This window comes from Marinobacter sp. es.048 (assembly GCF_900188435.1).
Taxonomy (GTDB): Bacteria; Pseudomonadota; Gammaproteobacteria; order Pseudomonadales; family Oleiphilaceae; genus Marinobacter.
This window is the reverse complement of record NZ_FYFA01000002.1, coordinates 946,209-959,090: the sequence shown is the minus strand read 5'-3', so window position 1 is coordinate 959,090 and position 12,882 is coordinate 946,209. Positions and strand designations below refer to the sequence as shown.

The window sequence follows — 12,882 nt, the reverse complement described above, 5'->3', positions numbered from 1 at the left end:
CGGGTGCTGAAGAACAAAGGCATCCATGGCCAGAACACCATGCTCGATGCCGCCGTCTATCCCATCCGCAAGTTCGTTACGCCCAAAGTCCGTGCGCTGGTTGATTACCTTGTCTCTGTGTTTCCCGATGCCCTGTGAGGCTCAGGACTTACCATAGATAGACAGCTCGCGCCCATGCCGTTCGGGTTTGGGGTCGTCAATGGACTCAACGGCTTCGATCTGAGCGATATACTCGGCGGGCAGCCCGTTCTCCCTGGCGCCGATAAGGACGTGGTCTTTGTACCAATGGAAGGGCTTTAACGCATTGTTGATGCGCGTTGCGTAGTACATCCAGGCCCGAAGCCTGTCGCCGCCTGCTGCCAACTCTACCTGCTTCTCTTCGTAGCCAAACCCCAGGGCCTCGTGCTGATCAAGGTCAGGTTTTTCAGCAATGGCAATCTCGTAAACCACACCAATCACCCGATCGTCCGGATTGCCGGTTTCTTCCGCATCGCATTTGGCAGAGCCGTCGCCAGCGGATTTGTGAAAGCTAAGCCGATGGGCGGGTAACTCTGCCACAGCTACAAACCGGGCCGATGGCACCCGGGCCTGGATGCGTCGATGTGACATGTTGGAGCCGTAGCTGAAGCAAAGCATGGGGGCCATTGAATCTCCGTTATCCGGGAGCGGCCTCCGGAAAACTGTGAAACCGCTCCCATTTGACCAACGTTTAAATTTGTAATCAGGCACCGCGCTTATCATCCCGGTCGTAAAGCCGGAATTTGAGCGTTGTGCTCAAAAACACAGTAAAACAGGGTCTTATGCTCCGCAATCCGTGTTCCAGGCTGTAACCTCCCATCACAACGTGTATCTCTCCGTAAACGCCAATTTTCTGACGGAATCGCCCCGATAAATCCGGAACTGCGCCGCATATAACCGAAAATCGCCGCTGTAAGATTCGCTCAAATTCGTCAAGTAAATGGTGTGAATTGATGTCAAATTGCGGCACAAAATTAACGAAGCAAGGACTGCTGATGTTACCTGCGGTCGTTTTGCTTTCGGGCTGCGGTCTGGACATTTCAAGTGAAGAAAGCACCACGGCGGCGCAGGCTGCTCCCGCGACGCCTGAGCCTACCGTCCAGATCGCTGGCGCAGCAGTCAAAGGAATCATTCAACAAGGCCTGGTTGTTGCCAATCGCCTGATTGCCGATAAGGATGGCTATTACGCGCCCCAGCGCCAGGCAGCAAAACCGGTATTAACCGCAGACGACGGCAGCTACACGTGGCAGCTACGGGGTAAGGCCGAAGGCTGGGCCCTGGTTGAACTTTCTGCTGACGGCGGCACCCGCATGATCTGCGATGTTGTTCCCCAGTGCGATCAGGCCGGTGCCGAGCCAGTGCCGTTTGGTCAGGTCATGCCCCTGGACAGCAACTTCAGTCTGTTGGGTGCTGGCGATCTACGCAAGGAAACGGTCAACCTTACGCCGCTGACCCACCTGGCCGTCACACTGGCAGAGCGCAGTGCGGACGGTCTTTCACCGACAGCGATTTCCAGTGCTTACACCACAGTCGAAAACTGGTTCGGTCTTCCGGCCGGTGCTTTGCGCCTGACTCCCCCGGACCTGACCAATCTGAATGGAATGACCGGCGTAACCGCGGATGCCATTCAGGTGGCGATTGCCAATGCGGCATTCCTGGCACTGGTAAATGACAACGCCCCGTGGGATTCGATCTCAGCTGTGCTGGCCGATGTCACCACACAGGTCAGCGCCACCGGACAGATTAGCATTACGGGTGATGGCACCAACGTAGCGTTGGCGGATCTGGTCAGCGCCGCTGCGCTGCAATCCTCCGAGCTGCAGAATGTCGTGGATTCGAGCGTCATCAGCCAGAAACTGGTGGTTGTCGAGTACCGAAACGTGCAGCGTTTCAAAACCATTGCCGATGTAAACGAAGAGAGTGATACCAGTGTTACCGACTCCGGTGAAACCACCGACGGAACGACTGGCGGCGATGAAACCGCCGGAACTGATTCCGGCAGCACCACTGACACCTCAACCGATACCAGCACTGATACCTCTACGGGTTCAACAGACGAGCAGGTTGCCGGTACGACTGAGCCCGACACTTCAGGTGATGTTACTTCAGGCGGTGATACATCAAGTGATACCACTACCGACGAGACCGTAGCGGACACAGGAACAGACACTGAAACCAGCGAGCCAGTCACTGAAACTACGCCCGAGGAAACCCTTCCGGCAAACTCCGCACTGCTGAGCTGGACTGCGCCGCTGACCCGTGAAAATGGCGAGAGCCTTGCTATGGGTGAAATCGCAGGCTTCGAGGTAGTCTATGGAACCAGCGCCGAAACTCTGGACCAGAGCCTGGCAATTGGAGACGCTTCTGTCGACCAGCTGCTGGTCGACGAGCTCACCGAGGGCACCTGGTACTTCGCTATTCGTACCCTGGATACCGATGGCAACCGCAGCAGCCTGTCCGAGGTCGTCTACAAGCAGATCTGATCTGACGTGAAAAAGGCAGCGTTGCCCACTGTGGGCTTCGCTGCCTGCCTGCTACTATGTGCTGGTCCATTGCTCCATTCCAGGTACATCATGGCCGGTTCAGACTACGATCGCGCTCTTCTTGAGGTTATCCCCGATGCCAGAGACGGCCTTACCCGCACCGAACGAATCATTCTTTACGTACTGCATGAAACCCAACGCGAGCTGAACGGTCGTAATGTCCCGACCGCCATGCTCTACGGCAGGGTGCTCGAATATGTCGATATGAGCGAGGCGGAGCTCCACCTGTATCTCGACAGGCTGGGTGTGAAGGGGGATGGCAGGAGCCGGTCATAACGACAGCGGTTATTTCGCTGTGATGGTCGACATCACCAGCTTGCCCTCTTTTTTGATCGGGCCGTCTTCCCTGGCGCCCAGGGTGTATTCGAAAATACCGGCTTTCATCCCGCCGTCTTCGCTGTGAACCATCAACATCAGCATGTCACCGGATTGCACTTCCTCGATCAGGATGGCGGCGACATCCATGTTCATGCCTTTGCGTAATGGCGCATGGGCAACAACAGGTCCCGGCTTCATGGATTCGTCGGTGCGATGAACCACCAGCCAGCCATTCTGTTCGGCAACCACCTTTCTGGCGGATACAACGCCGTTGGCAACGGACTGGTCGTTGGTCCAGATACCGGCCTTGTGCTCAGCGGCCAGTGCCGAGCCGGTTGCGAAAGCGCCCGAAACCAGGGCGGCCAAAAGTACGGATGTTTTTGCATGCTTGGTCATTGCGTTCTCCTGAGTGTCAGTGTTTCCCGCCCGCTGGGTTGTTATTGGGCGGGTTAACTGCAGCTACGGGAGCGGATGCGCAAAGTTTCAGGCACGAAAATTTTTTTTGCCCCTGCCTATGGATTGTTTCCGTCGGTGGGGTAGAGGTAGCCGTGAATCGCCGGGCCGGTCGGCTGGCCAGTGGGTGAGCCGCCTTCGGGCTCGACACTGATGCCAAACGTGGCTTCCTTGAGAAGCGCCGGGTCATAATTCCTCAAGGCCCCCTCATCAAGGTTGAAATCGTTGCCCAGAACGCCCACGGACTGTGGGTTTGGTCCCAGTTCGTCTGCCTTGATCCACAACTGATAGGATTTTCCCGGCCTTGGCTCGGCGGTCACCGGTCGGATATTGAGCCGCTGTTCCTTCAGGTCCACGGTAAGCAGGAAGGCTGGCTGTTCATCGTTGTTCTGGAAAACCGCAACAAACGACTGGGCTTGTGGCTCGGGCTGTGGCTGGAACGCCAGAACGGCCACGAGAACCAGGGCGGCCGCCGAGGCAATCGCGGTGCTCCAACGCCAGCGCTTGAGTTGACTGCGCAGAGCCACTACGTTGGAGGTTTCGGTCGCCTGGCGAGGCGCCGATTCGATGCGGTCCAGAGCCTTTTCGATTTTTGCGAACAGCGCGGGCGAGGGCTGCACGGGTTCGGTTTCTTCAGCCAGCCTGCCTAACCGCTCTTCCCATTGCAGTATCAGGTCATCCACCTCCGGTTCCTCGCGGCGCCGGGTTTCAATATACTCCCGCTCCGAGGCCGGCAGAGTGCCCAGAACGAACTCTGCAACCAGAATGTCCAGGTCGTCGCGTTCAGTCATGATTCCAGGCACCTTTTCAGCTGTTTCAGGGCGCGGTGCAGCCAGGTCTTTACAGTATTGATCGGCTGTTCAAACTGGCTTGCCAGGTCCTCCCGGGACCATCCGTTAAGGTAGGCCAGGCGTACCATGTCCTGTCGGTCTTTTTCCAATTGGTCGATGCAGTGATTCAGTTGATTTGCCGCCCGCTGGTCTTCCAGCTGCTCCTGAGCCGTTGACTGTCTGCCCGGCATCTCGTCCAGCTCATCGCTGTTCGTGGTGCGTCCGGCAGGGTGTTTGCGCAGCTCATCAATTGCACTGTTGCGGGCAATGGAAACCAGCCAGGTAATCGGCGAGGATTGGCCAGGACTAAACTGCTCGGCTTTCTGCCAGATCTTGAGGTAACTGTCCTGAATAACATCATCTGCCCATCCTCTGTCTCTGAGGATACGCAACACCGTGCCCAGAAGTTTCGGGGCAGTAGCCTCGTAGAGCAGGGCGAAGGCCTGGCGGTCTTTTTGAGCGACGCGTTGAATCAGCTTGGCAACACGCTCAGTGCTGTCGGAGGGCGACTGCGGGCCGATTCCTGCGCTGGCATTGTCTGGGAGCTGATGGGAGTCAGGCTTCATGGGGCCTCGGGCAATGGTGTCTGATCAGCAGGTTACTTGTTGGTCCGTTGCTGCTCAACAGGAATTTGCTCACGGTCAGTCAACTGTTGCGGCGTTTCGCACTATCGTTGCACCAAATACTGCTGCTTGCGCCACCGCACTGGCGGCATGCCCGTCCAGCGTCGGAATGCCCGGTAAAACGTGCTTACCTCGGCAAACCCCAACGCCTCGGCGATTTCCGGCAGGGAAGAGGTGGATTCCGCAACCCCCTGCAAAGCCTTTTCACGGCGTACGTCGTCTACAAGCCCATCGAAGGTCTGGCCCTGTTCACGGAGCCGCCGGGCCAGGCTGCGTTCGCTGATGCCGAGCGCTTCGGCCGCGTCGGCCCGGCGGGGCAGCACCGGTCCCAAACGGGCAATGAGCCATCTGCGTATTTCCGGCACGGAGGCACTGTTGATGGAGAGCGCGGCAAGGCGGGCATTGGTGTAGCGCTCGTGCACCTGGGCAAGGTGGGGGTCCGCCTGGGGCAGGGGCTGGTCCAGAACGGCATTGTCGATCTGGACGCCGCTGAACGCCTGCTCGAATTCCACCGGGCAATTGAAGACCGTCTGGTATCCCGCCAAGGGACCGAGGCGAGGTTGGCTGAACTGCACCCGCGAGGGTTGCATCCGGGTGCCTGTAACCCAGCTGGCAAACCCGACTACCGCTGCCAGAACGGCTTCTATCTGGTGTGGGCTGAAGGCCAGTTTTCCCTGCCGGGGATGGTAGACCAGCCAGGTCGCGGCATGGCCTGTCAGGACCTGGAAGCGGCCACCATCGGAGATCAGCCGCTGGAACCGCTGCACCATCACAATGGCCTCACGCAGGGTTGCCGCAGACTGCAGCGCAAAGCCCACACCACTGATGCTCATGGGGGTGAACTCGGCGCCTACCTTCAGGCCAAAACCGGGGTCTCCGGTGCAACGCTCGGCGGCATGCCAGAGCCGTGTAATATCATCAATGGCCCAGCGTTCCTGAGCGCTGGCAGCCTCCGGGATACCCGCCGTCGCCAGCAAAGTGCGTTCATCTACGGACAGCCTTTGCGCCGCCGCGATAACAGTATTCACCCAGCCAATGGAAACCGTGGCCTCTAAGGTCAATTTTGTTGGCCTTTAAAGTCAATTTTTAAGCCATGGTACCGGTATATCTTTAAAGCTGACAACTCATTGCAATCGGGTCGGATGCGATATGGCCAAGGTGATTTCCTCAGACATTCTGGTGGTCGGCGGCGGGCTGGCCGGTATTGTCGCGGCTCTGGAAGGATTGCGCGCCGGCAAGTCCGTAACCCTGGCAGACCGGGACACCGAAGAGCGGATGGGTGGCCTGGCGCTGTGGGCCTTTGGTGGCATGATGCTGGTGGGTACGCCGCTGCAGAAGCGCATGAAGATTGCCGACACACCGGAGATTGCCCTGGAAGACTGGCTCAGCTTTGGCGAGCTGGCCCCCGACGATGAATTGCCCCTGCAATGGGCCCGTTACTACGTTGAGCATTCACGCTCCGAGGTCTACGACTGGCTCAGCAACGAAGGCATCAAGTTCCTGCCCGCCGTGAACTGGGTTGAGCGCGGCCGTTTCGGTGATGGTAATCGTTTGCCCCGGTACCATGTAGTGTGGGGCACCGCCCGGGAACTGGTCCGCTGCCTGATGACCTCGCTGCACCGGGAGAACACCAGCGGCAAGCTCACGCTGCTGCACCAGCATCGCATTACCGAACTGGACCACGAAGCGGGAAGAGTCAGCGGCGCCCTGGCCATTAACGAGGCCACGGGTGAGGAAGTTCGCTTCGCCGCGTCTGCCGTGGTTCTGGCCACTGGCGGCATAAACGGCAGCCACAAGGAATGCCGTGCGAACTGGCCGGTGGATCGCCAGCAGCCCACCCGCATGTTGAATGGTGCCCACCCTTATGCCGATGGCCGCATGCATCACTGGGTGGCCGACACCCTCGGAGGCCGGATTACCCACGCTGGCGAAATGTGGAATTACGCGGCCGGGTTCCCGCATCCGTACCCCCACTTTCCCGGCCACGGTCTTTCCACCATCCCGTGCAAATCGGCCCTGTGGCTGAACCACCGTGGCGAGCGGATTGGCCCGGAACCGCTGGTGACCGGCTTCGATACCCACTGGTTGTGCCAGCGCGTGGCCGAACAGGAAAAGCCCTGGACCTGGCACCTGCTTAACTGGCGCATCGCCGCCAAGGAGTTTGCCATCTCGGGCGCCGAGCACAACGCCCGCATCCGGGATAAACAGTTCCCCCAGTTTGTGAAAGAGCTGTTGCTGGGCAACCACGCCCTGATTCGGCAGATGCAGCATGAAAGCCGGGATTTCCTGGTGGCGGACAGCCTGACGGATCTGGCCGGCAAGATGAACGCGCTGACCTGCTCCAACGACATCAACCCGGCAACACTCAAGGCCACCGCCGATGCCTTTGATGCCAACTTCGCGGCAGGCACCAGCCTCCATGACGACCCCCAGATCCGGATGATCCAGCATGCCCGGGAATGGAAGCCGGACCGCCTGCGCACCTGCAAACCAGCGCCGCTGCAGAAATCCGGCGCCGGCCCCTTTATCGCCATCCGCATGCAGCTGATTACTCGCAAGAGCCTGGGTGGCCTGCAAACCGATCTGCAGAGCCGAGTCCTGGGCGCCCACGGGCAGCCGGTTGAAGGCCTCTATTGTGTCGGCGAGGCGGCAGGCTTTGGTGGCGGCGGTGCGAACGGCAAACGTTCCCTGGAAGGCACCTTCCTGCCTGGCTGCATCATGACAGCCCGGGCAGCGGTGCGCGCCATCGTGGCCGGAGGCTGAATCCTGTGGGCAAAACACATAACCCAAACCCCGAACCCGGAAAGCTTGGAGAACAACAATGACAAACGGCGCTCAAGCCCTGATGAAAACCCTGGTGGATGCCGGCGTTGAGGTCTGCTTCAGCAACCCCGGCACCAGCGAGATGCACTTTGTGGCCGCCCTGGATGACGAGCCCAAAATGCGGGCGGTGCTTGCCCTGTTCGAGGGGGTCGCCACCGGCGCCGCTGACGGCTACGCCCGCATGGCCGACAAACCCGCCGCCACCCTGTTGCACCTGGGGTGCGGACTGGGCAATGGCCTGGCCAACCTGCACAACGCCCGCAAGGGCAAGGTGCCGGTGCTGAACATTGTGGGCGACCACGCCACCTACCACGTGAAATACGATGCCCAGCTGCAATCTGATATCGAGACCGTGGCCCGCAATGTGTCCCCGGGGTTTGTGCGCACCGCCAAGAGCACGGAAACCCTCTGCCAGGACGCCGCCGAAGCCATCGCGGCTGCCCGCACAGCGCCCGGGCAGGTAGCCACATTGATATTGCCTGCCGATGTGTCCTGGGGGGAGGGCGGTGTGCCCAGCGCGCCCATGGCACCGCCAACACCGGAGCCGGCAGACGATGCCACCGTGGAAGCCATTGCCAAGGCGATCCGCTCCGGCAAGAAAACCGCCCTGCTGATGGGCGGCCATTCCCTGCGAGAGCCCAGCATGCTGGCGGCCGCCAAACTGGCCGCCCACAGCGGCGTTACACTATTGGCGGAAACCTTCCCCACCCGCATGGAACGGGGTGCAGGCCTGCCTTACATCGAACGAATCGCCTACCTGGCGGAACTCGCCACGGTGCAGCTTACCGATATAGAACAGCTGATCCTGGTGGATTCGAAAGCGCCGGTTTCCTTCTTCGCCTATCCCGGAAAGCAGAGCTACCTGGTGCCGGATACCTGCCAGGTACACACCCTTGCCGCCCCGGACCAGGATATTCTGGCCAGCCTCAACAAACTCAATGACGCCGTTGGCGCCAGCCAGGCGCAGCCGAAGCTGCAACCGGCGAAACGACCGGGCCGGCCACGGGGCAAGCTGACCGCCGAGAAAGTCTGCAAGGCGGTAGGTGAGTTGATGCCCGAGAACGCCATCATCGTGGACGAGGGCATCACTTCCAGCCTGATGCTCTCGGTCATGACCGCCGGCGCGCCCCGTCACGACATGCTCACCCTCACCGGTGGCGCCATCGGCCAAGGCCTGCCCAATGCCGTGGGTGCCGCCGTGGCCTGCCCGGACCGGCCGGTTATCGCCCTGATCGGCGATGGCACCGCCATGTACACCATCCAGGCCCTGTGGACCATGGCCCGGGAACAGCTGAACGTTACCTTCATCATCTGCAACAACTCCTCCTACTCCGTGCTCAACATCGAACTGGAGCGGGTAGGCGCGGAAGAGGCAGGAGAGAAAGCCAAATCCCAGCTGGACCTGCGCGGCCCGGTGATCAACTTCGCGGAAATGGCCAACGGCATGGGCGTTCACGCCGTGCGCGTACACACCGCTGAGGAAATGGCAAAAGCCCTGGAATACGCTCAGAGAATGCCCGGGCCCCACCTTATTGAAGCCGTGATCCCGGAATCCCTGAGCGGGGTAAAACGCCGGATACTGCCGTGGATGCTGCGCTCACTGCCCAGTCTGCCGCTGTCGGTTTCCAAGGCGTTGAAGCGCAAGCTGGCGCCCTGAGGCGGGAAGGAAGGGTTAGTCTGGCTGATTGGTGGGGCTGACCCTGTCTGCCAGTGCCTCGGCAATATAGCGGTAACCCTTCTGGCCGGGGTGATAGCCATCCCTGGCCAGAAGCTCAGGATCGGTGACCACCGGGTAGTTCACGTAACGGAAGTCTTCAGGAAACTGGCGTGCCAGACGGATGTAGAGGTTATCCAGCTGCCGGGCCCGCCACCCCATCACGTGCCGGAGCGGCGAGGGCAGTGCCGTGAACAGATGCATCGGTGGCACGCTCAGAAGCAGAATGGGCCCTGAATATCGTGGCGCCAGCAATTCACGCAATGCCCGCAACTGCCGGCGGAAACGAAAGCGGGGCGTGAAGCCCGTGGTGTCGTTTACCCCCATGCTCAAGAGCACCACATCCGCCTCTGGCAACTCGGCGGTTTCCAGCTTGTGAATCAACGCCCCAAGCCGGATGCCGTTGACCCCGGAGGTATGCCAGGCAATGGTCTGGCCCGTGCGCTCGTGAATCTCCCTTGCCAACTGGCTGGCCAGGCCCTGATCGTGGGTTTCAACACCCACGCCTGCCGCCGTGGATTCGCCAATCACCAGGACTCGCCTGGCGGGAGTGCCTTCACCATATTGACCGCACGGAGCGCCCCCGGCCTCCGGCAACCTCGGCGTTGTGCGGCGCGCCTGTTTGCCCTGGTAGAGCAGTACTGGGAAGAGCAGGGTAGTGGTCAGCCAGAAGGGGAGATGCATGGGGGCTCCGAATTTACCGTCAGGTTAGTGAGCGACTGACTTGGAAAACAGATTGATCACTGCAACACCGGTGATGATCAGCGCCATACCAATCACAGTGGCGGCATCCAGAGCCTGCCCGTAAATCAGCCAGCCGATAAGTGCCACCAGCACAACGCCCATCCCCGCCCAGATGGCATAAGCCACGCCCACGGGAATTTCCTTCAGGGTCAGCGAGAGGAAGTAAAAGGCAATTGTATAGCCGGCAATCACCAGCAGGCTGGGCCAGAGTCTGGTAAACCCTTCACTGGCTTTCAGGCCGGTGGTGGCAATCACTTCCGCTACGATGGCAACGCCCAGAAAAATCCAGCTCTTCACAACTTACAGCCCCCATTGCTGAACAGCCGCCCGGCAAGATCGAACGGCACTCTATGGCTGCGGAGTCTATCAAAAACCAGGCCGATAACGCGCGGGCTCATCCCGGCCAGAGCGGTGGCCATTGGCCGTGGAGCTTGTTGTACTGCTCGATCGGTTCGCTGCGGTACCCGCCGGCATAACGCTCTTTAACGCTGGGATGCACCCAGGTGCGGTTGATCTCGGGCGGTGGTATCTCCCGCACCAGCTTGCCCAGCAACTTGTACTTGCCCTTGTACTCATTGTGCTGATCGGCGTTGGCGTGGGTTTCGGCGGGCAGGGAATCGTTGAACAGCAGGGCGTTTTTTTGCGCTTCCTCTTTTAACCACAGCAGGGGGATATCCGCCAGGGTGCGACCTTGTTTGTCTGGCTCGTAACCTCCGCCGACGTCCGAATGCACCCCGGCAAACCAGACCTGAGCCAGATCGGTGCCGTCTCGCGGCTCCCAGAGCGTGGGTTCGAAATCCTCCCGCTGCTCGTCCAGCGAAAGCGCGTGGCGGGCGACTCGAATGTTGCTGCCGATCTTACAATCGTAGAATAGGTCCCGATCCTTGATCAGGCCGAAAAAAGTAAACGGCAGGCCCAGGGCGCCCACGGTATCCCACACCCCGACAAACCGGATGGGCGTGCGCTTCTCCAGCGAATATTTCGCCTTCCAGGCCATGGAGTGGTCGCCGTTGGCTTTGTGCTTCTTGGTTTTGTAGAGCTTGAACGCCTCCTCGATCCGGCTGCCGTGTTCTTTTCGCAGAATGCTGCAGTTATTGATCATCCCGCACAGGCTGCGGGCCGTGTAGGCACCGCGACTGAACCCGAACAGGAAAATCTCGTCGCCGGGCTCGTAGTTGTGCACCAGAAACCGGTAGCCGTCCATCACGTTCTTCTCCAGCCCGTACCCGGTGGCGCCGGCCCGAAGAGAATCGTGGTAGGAGCCAATGCCCCAGTCGTAGAACACCACCTGCTCCACCCCGTTACCGTCGGTAGGCCGGATGGCGCGGGCAAATTGCAGAACGTTGGTGGGAAAGTCCTCACCCAGAATCTCTTCAGGGCGGTTCCAGGTGCCATCGAAGCAGACAGCAATGCGTTTCATGGGAGTGACCTCCTGTCGTTTTGTTTCCCTGTGCTCCGCCTGTCGAGTGGGGAGCAATCTTGCCCACCCTCCGGCGCATGAAGACGACCGGTACATCCTGTTTGGTGAGTATAGATGAGTATCTCAGGTATGTGGGTGGGAGGGTAGTGCCGAGGCGCAGGGAGCTAGGCGAAAGCGTTCGCAAAACTCCAGAAACCACATGGGAAATGTCGGTAACTATCTGATAGGGTTGGAAAGATTGAAAAGGCTGGGTGGAGTTATACGCCCACGGTAGGAGCAGGAGTTGTTCAAAAGAGGGCGTATAACTCCGGCGGTAGCCGTGGCAATTGGTGCTCAAGATGCTGTTTTTATTTGAAAAACTCGTTTTTTCTTGAGCGCGTTTGAAAGGAGTTTTACGAACGGGTGATATACGAACGCGTTCGTATAATTAGCTGTTAGGCAGGATTATTTCGGAGAGTTCATGGAAGGCAGAGAAAATAGAGAGCGGCAGCAATATGTTCCGAGCCCTCCTGATTTTAATGAGGGAGGCAGTGAGTACTGACGGAACTTGCTGTTCAGCACATCTATTTCCGTTGTTTTGCTGCTTTCATCTTCACTAGATCCCGAAGTCCTGGGTATTAAGGTCCCGGAAAATGTCATGTGGTGGCTTCTCGGCCTTGCCCACGTCTACTTTTTTGTGATGTGGAGGCTGACCGCCGTGGTTGAAGGCGACTTAGATAAGAAATTCTGGAATTTTAGAGGGTTATACGTTCAAGCGTTCGGGCTAGGTAGGCCGAATAGTCCTGGAAAGGTCAGAGCCCAAATCTTTTTCATAAGGTCGTTGCCAATATGGGCCTTTTTAGTTGGGCTAGTATTTATATCTCTGGGACTATGGGAATCCGTAACTTAAGGGAAGCGTGCCTAGCAAGGCCAGCCACGGCTACTACATTGCGGCTTCGCCTCCATTTCGTAGCCGCGCTTCGCTTGGCGTTATGTTTTCTGAGGAAGTATGGAAGATTATCTCCTAACGTTCGAAACTGACGAGGAAGGTGAACAGGTTTTCGTTCATTGCGATCCGGCGGGGCTAGAGTATTTTGCAAAGCAGCTCCTCGAAATCGCTGCAAAAGCGAAAGCTGATGAGTTTCCCCATGATCATTACTTCACCGAGGAATGGGGCGGCAGCGAGTTGTCATCTGAACAGCAGTCTGAAAAAGGCAGGCTTATAGATCACGTGAAGGTGTATGGCTGGCCCACGGTCAAAGGTGGCAAACCGTATTCAAAAACATAACCAGTCATTCCAGTTCGTTCCGGCCCTTTGGGGTCTCCACCGGACGGCTTTTTCTCCGCTTCGCTACGTAAAAGCCGCCGCTGAATATTGGCGCTAGCTGCCAAGTAGGAAGCGCATATCGATAACTTG

14 protein-coding genes are annotated in these 12,882 nt (G+C 58.9%); 6 read left to right on the top strand and 8 right to left on the bottom strand.

What is annotated here, in order from left to right; genetic code table 11:
- Positions 1-3: 3 nt before the first annotated feature.
- Complete coding sequence (locus tag CFT65_RS19410) at positions 4-138, top strand: hypothetical protein (RefSeq protein ID WP_267283782.1); 135 nt, start codon at positions 4-6, stop codon at positions 136-138.
- 3 nt (positions 139-141) lie between these two features.
- Here CFT65_RS19410 and CFT65_RS15405 read toward each other — a convergent pair whose 3' ends face one another.
- A complete protein-coding gene (locus CFT65_RS15405) occupies positions 142-645 on the bottom strand; it encodes a gamma-glutamylcyclotransferase family protein (RefSeq protein ID WP_088828953.1) in 504 nt (167 codons plus the stop codon).
- A gap of 368 nt (positions 646-1,013) precedes the next feature.
- On the opposite strand from CFT65_RS15405, the gene CFT65_RS15400 reads away from it, so the two are divergent.
- Together CFT65_RS15400 and CFT65_RS15395 are read left to right on the top strand one after the other, a co-directional pair.
- Positions 1,014-2,501, top strand: a complete 1,488-nt coding sequence (locus tag CFT65_RS15400; RefSeq protein WP_228705867.1) for a fibronectin type III domain-containing protein — start codon at positions 1,014-1,016, stop codon at positions 2,499-2,501.
- Positions 2,502-2,591: 90 nt separating this feature from the next.
- Positions 2,592-2,837 carry a hypothetical protein gene (locus CFT65_RS15395; protein ID WP_088828951.1) on the top strand — a complete coding sequence of 82 codons (246 nt, stop codon included), beginning with the start codon at positions 2,592-2,594 and terminating at the stop codon, positions 2,835-2,837.
- 9 nt (positions 2,838-2,846) lie between these two features.
- Here CFT65_RS15395 and CFT65_RS15390 read toward each other — a convergent pair whose 3' ends face one another.
- From CFT65_RS15390 to CFT65_RS15375, 4 genes are all read right to left on the bottom strand, one after another.
- Entirely contained in the window at positions 2,847-3,275 is a 429-nt protein-coding gene (locus CFT65_RS15390) for a DUF7282 domain-containing protein (protein ID WP_088828950.1), read from the bottom strand.
- A 116-nt stretch (positions 3,276-3,391) separates the two neighbouring features.
- Positions 3,392-4,123, bottom strand: a complete 732-nt coding sequence (locus CFT65_RS15385) for an anti-sigma factor (RefSeq protein WP_088828949.1) — start codon at positions 4,121-4,123, stop codon at positions 3,392-3,394.
- Positions 4,120-4,728 carry a sigma-70 family RNA polymerase sigma factor gene (locus CFT65_RS15380; RefSeq protein ID WP_088828948.1) on the bottom strand — a complete coding sequence of 203 codons (609 nt, stop codon included), beginning with the start codon at positions 4,726-4,728 and terminating at the stop codon, positions 4,120-4,122. The genes CFT65_RS15385 and CFT65_RS15380 overlap by 4 nt, the downstream gene beginning before the upstream one ends.
- A gap of 101 nt (positions 4,729-4,829) precedes the next feature.
- Complete coding sequence (locus tag CFT65_RS15375) at positions 4,830-5,846, bottom strand: AraC family transcriptional regulator (protein ID WP_088828947.1); 1,017 nt, start codon at positions 5,844-5,846, stop codon at positions 4,830-4,832.
- 88 nt (positions 5,847-5,934) lie between these two features.
- Between CFT65_RS15375 and CFT65_RS15370 the strand changes: the two genes are divergently transcribed.
- The gene (locus tag CFT65_RS15370) at positions 5,935-7,548 is read left to right on the top strand and encodes an FAD-dependent oxidoreductase (RefSeq protein WP_088828946.1); all 1,614 of its coding nucleotides are present in this window, start codon (positions 5,935-5,937) and stop codon (positions 7,546-7,548) included.
- A gap of 58 nt (positions 7,549-7,606) precedes the next feature.
- Positions 7,607-9,265, top strand: a complete 1,659-nt coding sequence (locus CFT65_RS15365) for an acetolactate synthase large subunit (RefSeq protein ID WP_088828945.1) — start codon at positions 7,607-7,609, stop codon at positions 9,263-9,265.
- Between the two features lie 15 nt (positions 9,266-9,280).
- Here the strand turns inward: CFT65_RS15365 and CFT65_RS15360 are convergent, their stop codons facing one another.
- The 3 genes from CFT65_RS15360 to CFT65_RS15350 all read right to left on the bottom strand — a co-directional run bounded on the left by CFT65_RS15360 (position 9,281) and on the right by CFT65_RS15350 (position 11,486).
- Entirely contained in the window at positions 9,281-10,006 is a 726-nt protein-coding gene (locus tag CFT65_RS15360; RefSeq protein WP_088828944.1) for an SGNH/GDSL hydrolase family protein, read from the bottom strand.
- Between the two features lie 24 nt (positions 10,007-10,030).
- Positions 10,031-10,363: an SMR family transporter gene (locus CFT65_RS15355; RefSeq protein ID WP_014576437.1), complete on the bottom strand. Its 333-nt coding sequence runs from the start codon at positions 10,361-10,363 to the stop codon at positions 10,031-10,033.
- A 97-nt stretch (positions 10,364-10,460) separates the two neighbouring features.
- Positions 10,461-11,486, bottom strand: a complete 1,026-nt coding sequence (locus CFT65_RS15350) for a DUF2235 domain-containing protein (protein WP_088828943.1) — start codon at positions 11,484-11,486, stop codon at positions 10,461-10,463.
- Positions 11,487-12,474: 988 nt separating this feature from the next.
- Between CFT65_RS15350 and CFT65_RS15340 the strand changes: the two genes are divergently transcribed.
- Positions 12,475-12,753, top strand: a complete 279-nt coding sequence (locus CFT65_RS15340) for an Imm32 family immunity protein (protein ID WP_088828941.1) — start codon at positions 12,475-12,477, stop codon at positions 12,751-12,753.
- Positions 12,754-12,882: the final 129 nt, after the last annotated feature.

Excerpts from the sequence above, each read along its gene's own strand:
- CFT65_RS15340 (WP_088828941.1), top strand. The coding sequence starts at position 12,475 with ATGGAAGATTATCTCCTAACGTTCGAAACTGACGAGGAAGGTGAACAG.
- CFT65_RS15380 (WP_088828948.1), bottom strand. The coding sequence starts at position 4,728 with ATGAAGCCTGACTCCCATCAGCTCCCAGACAATGCCAGCGCAGGAATC.
- CFT65_RS15350 (WP_088828943.1), bottom strand. The coding sequence starts at position 11,486 with ATGAAACGCATTGCTGTCTGCTTCGATGGCACCTGGAACCGCCCTGAA.
- CFT65_RS15395 (WP_088828951.1), top strand. The coding sequence starts at position 2,592 with ATGGCCGGTTCAGACTACGATCGCGCTCTTCTTGAGGTTATCCCCGAT.
- CFT65_RS15360 (WP_088828944.1), bottom strand. The coding sequence starts at position 10,006 with ATGCATCTCCCCTTCTGGCTGACCACTACCCTGCTCTTCCCAGTACTG.
- CFT65_RS15400 (WP_228705867.1), top strand. The coding sequence starts at position 1,014 with ATGTTACCTGCGGTCGTTTTGCTTTCGGGCTGCGGTCTGGACATTTCA.
- CFT65_RS15365 (WP_088828945.1), top strand. The coding sequence starts at position 7,607 with ATGACAAACGGCGCTCAAGCCCTGATGAAAACCCTGGTGGATGCCGGC.
- CFT65_RS15405 (WP_088828953.1), bottom strand. The coding sequence starts at position 645 with ATGGCCCCCATGCTTTGCTTCAGCTACGGCTCCAACATGTCACATCGA.
- CFT65_RS15390 (WP_088828950.1), bottom strand. The coding sequence starts at position 3,275 with ATGACCAAGCATGCAAAAACATCCGTACTTTTGGCCGCCCTGGTTTCG.
- CFT65_RS15385 (WP_088828949.1), bottom strand. The coding sequence starts at position 4,123 with ATGACTGAACGCGACGACCTGGACATTCTGGTTGCAGAGTTCGTTCTG.
- CFT65_RS15370 (WP_088828946.1), top strand. The coding sequence starts at position 5,935 with ATGGCCAAGGTGATTTCCTCAGACATTCTGGTGGTCGGCGGCGGGCTG.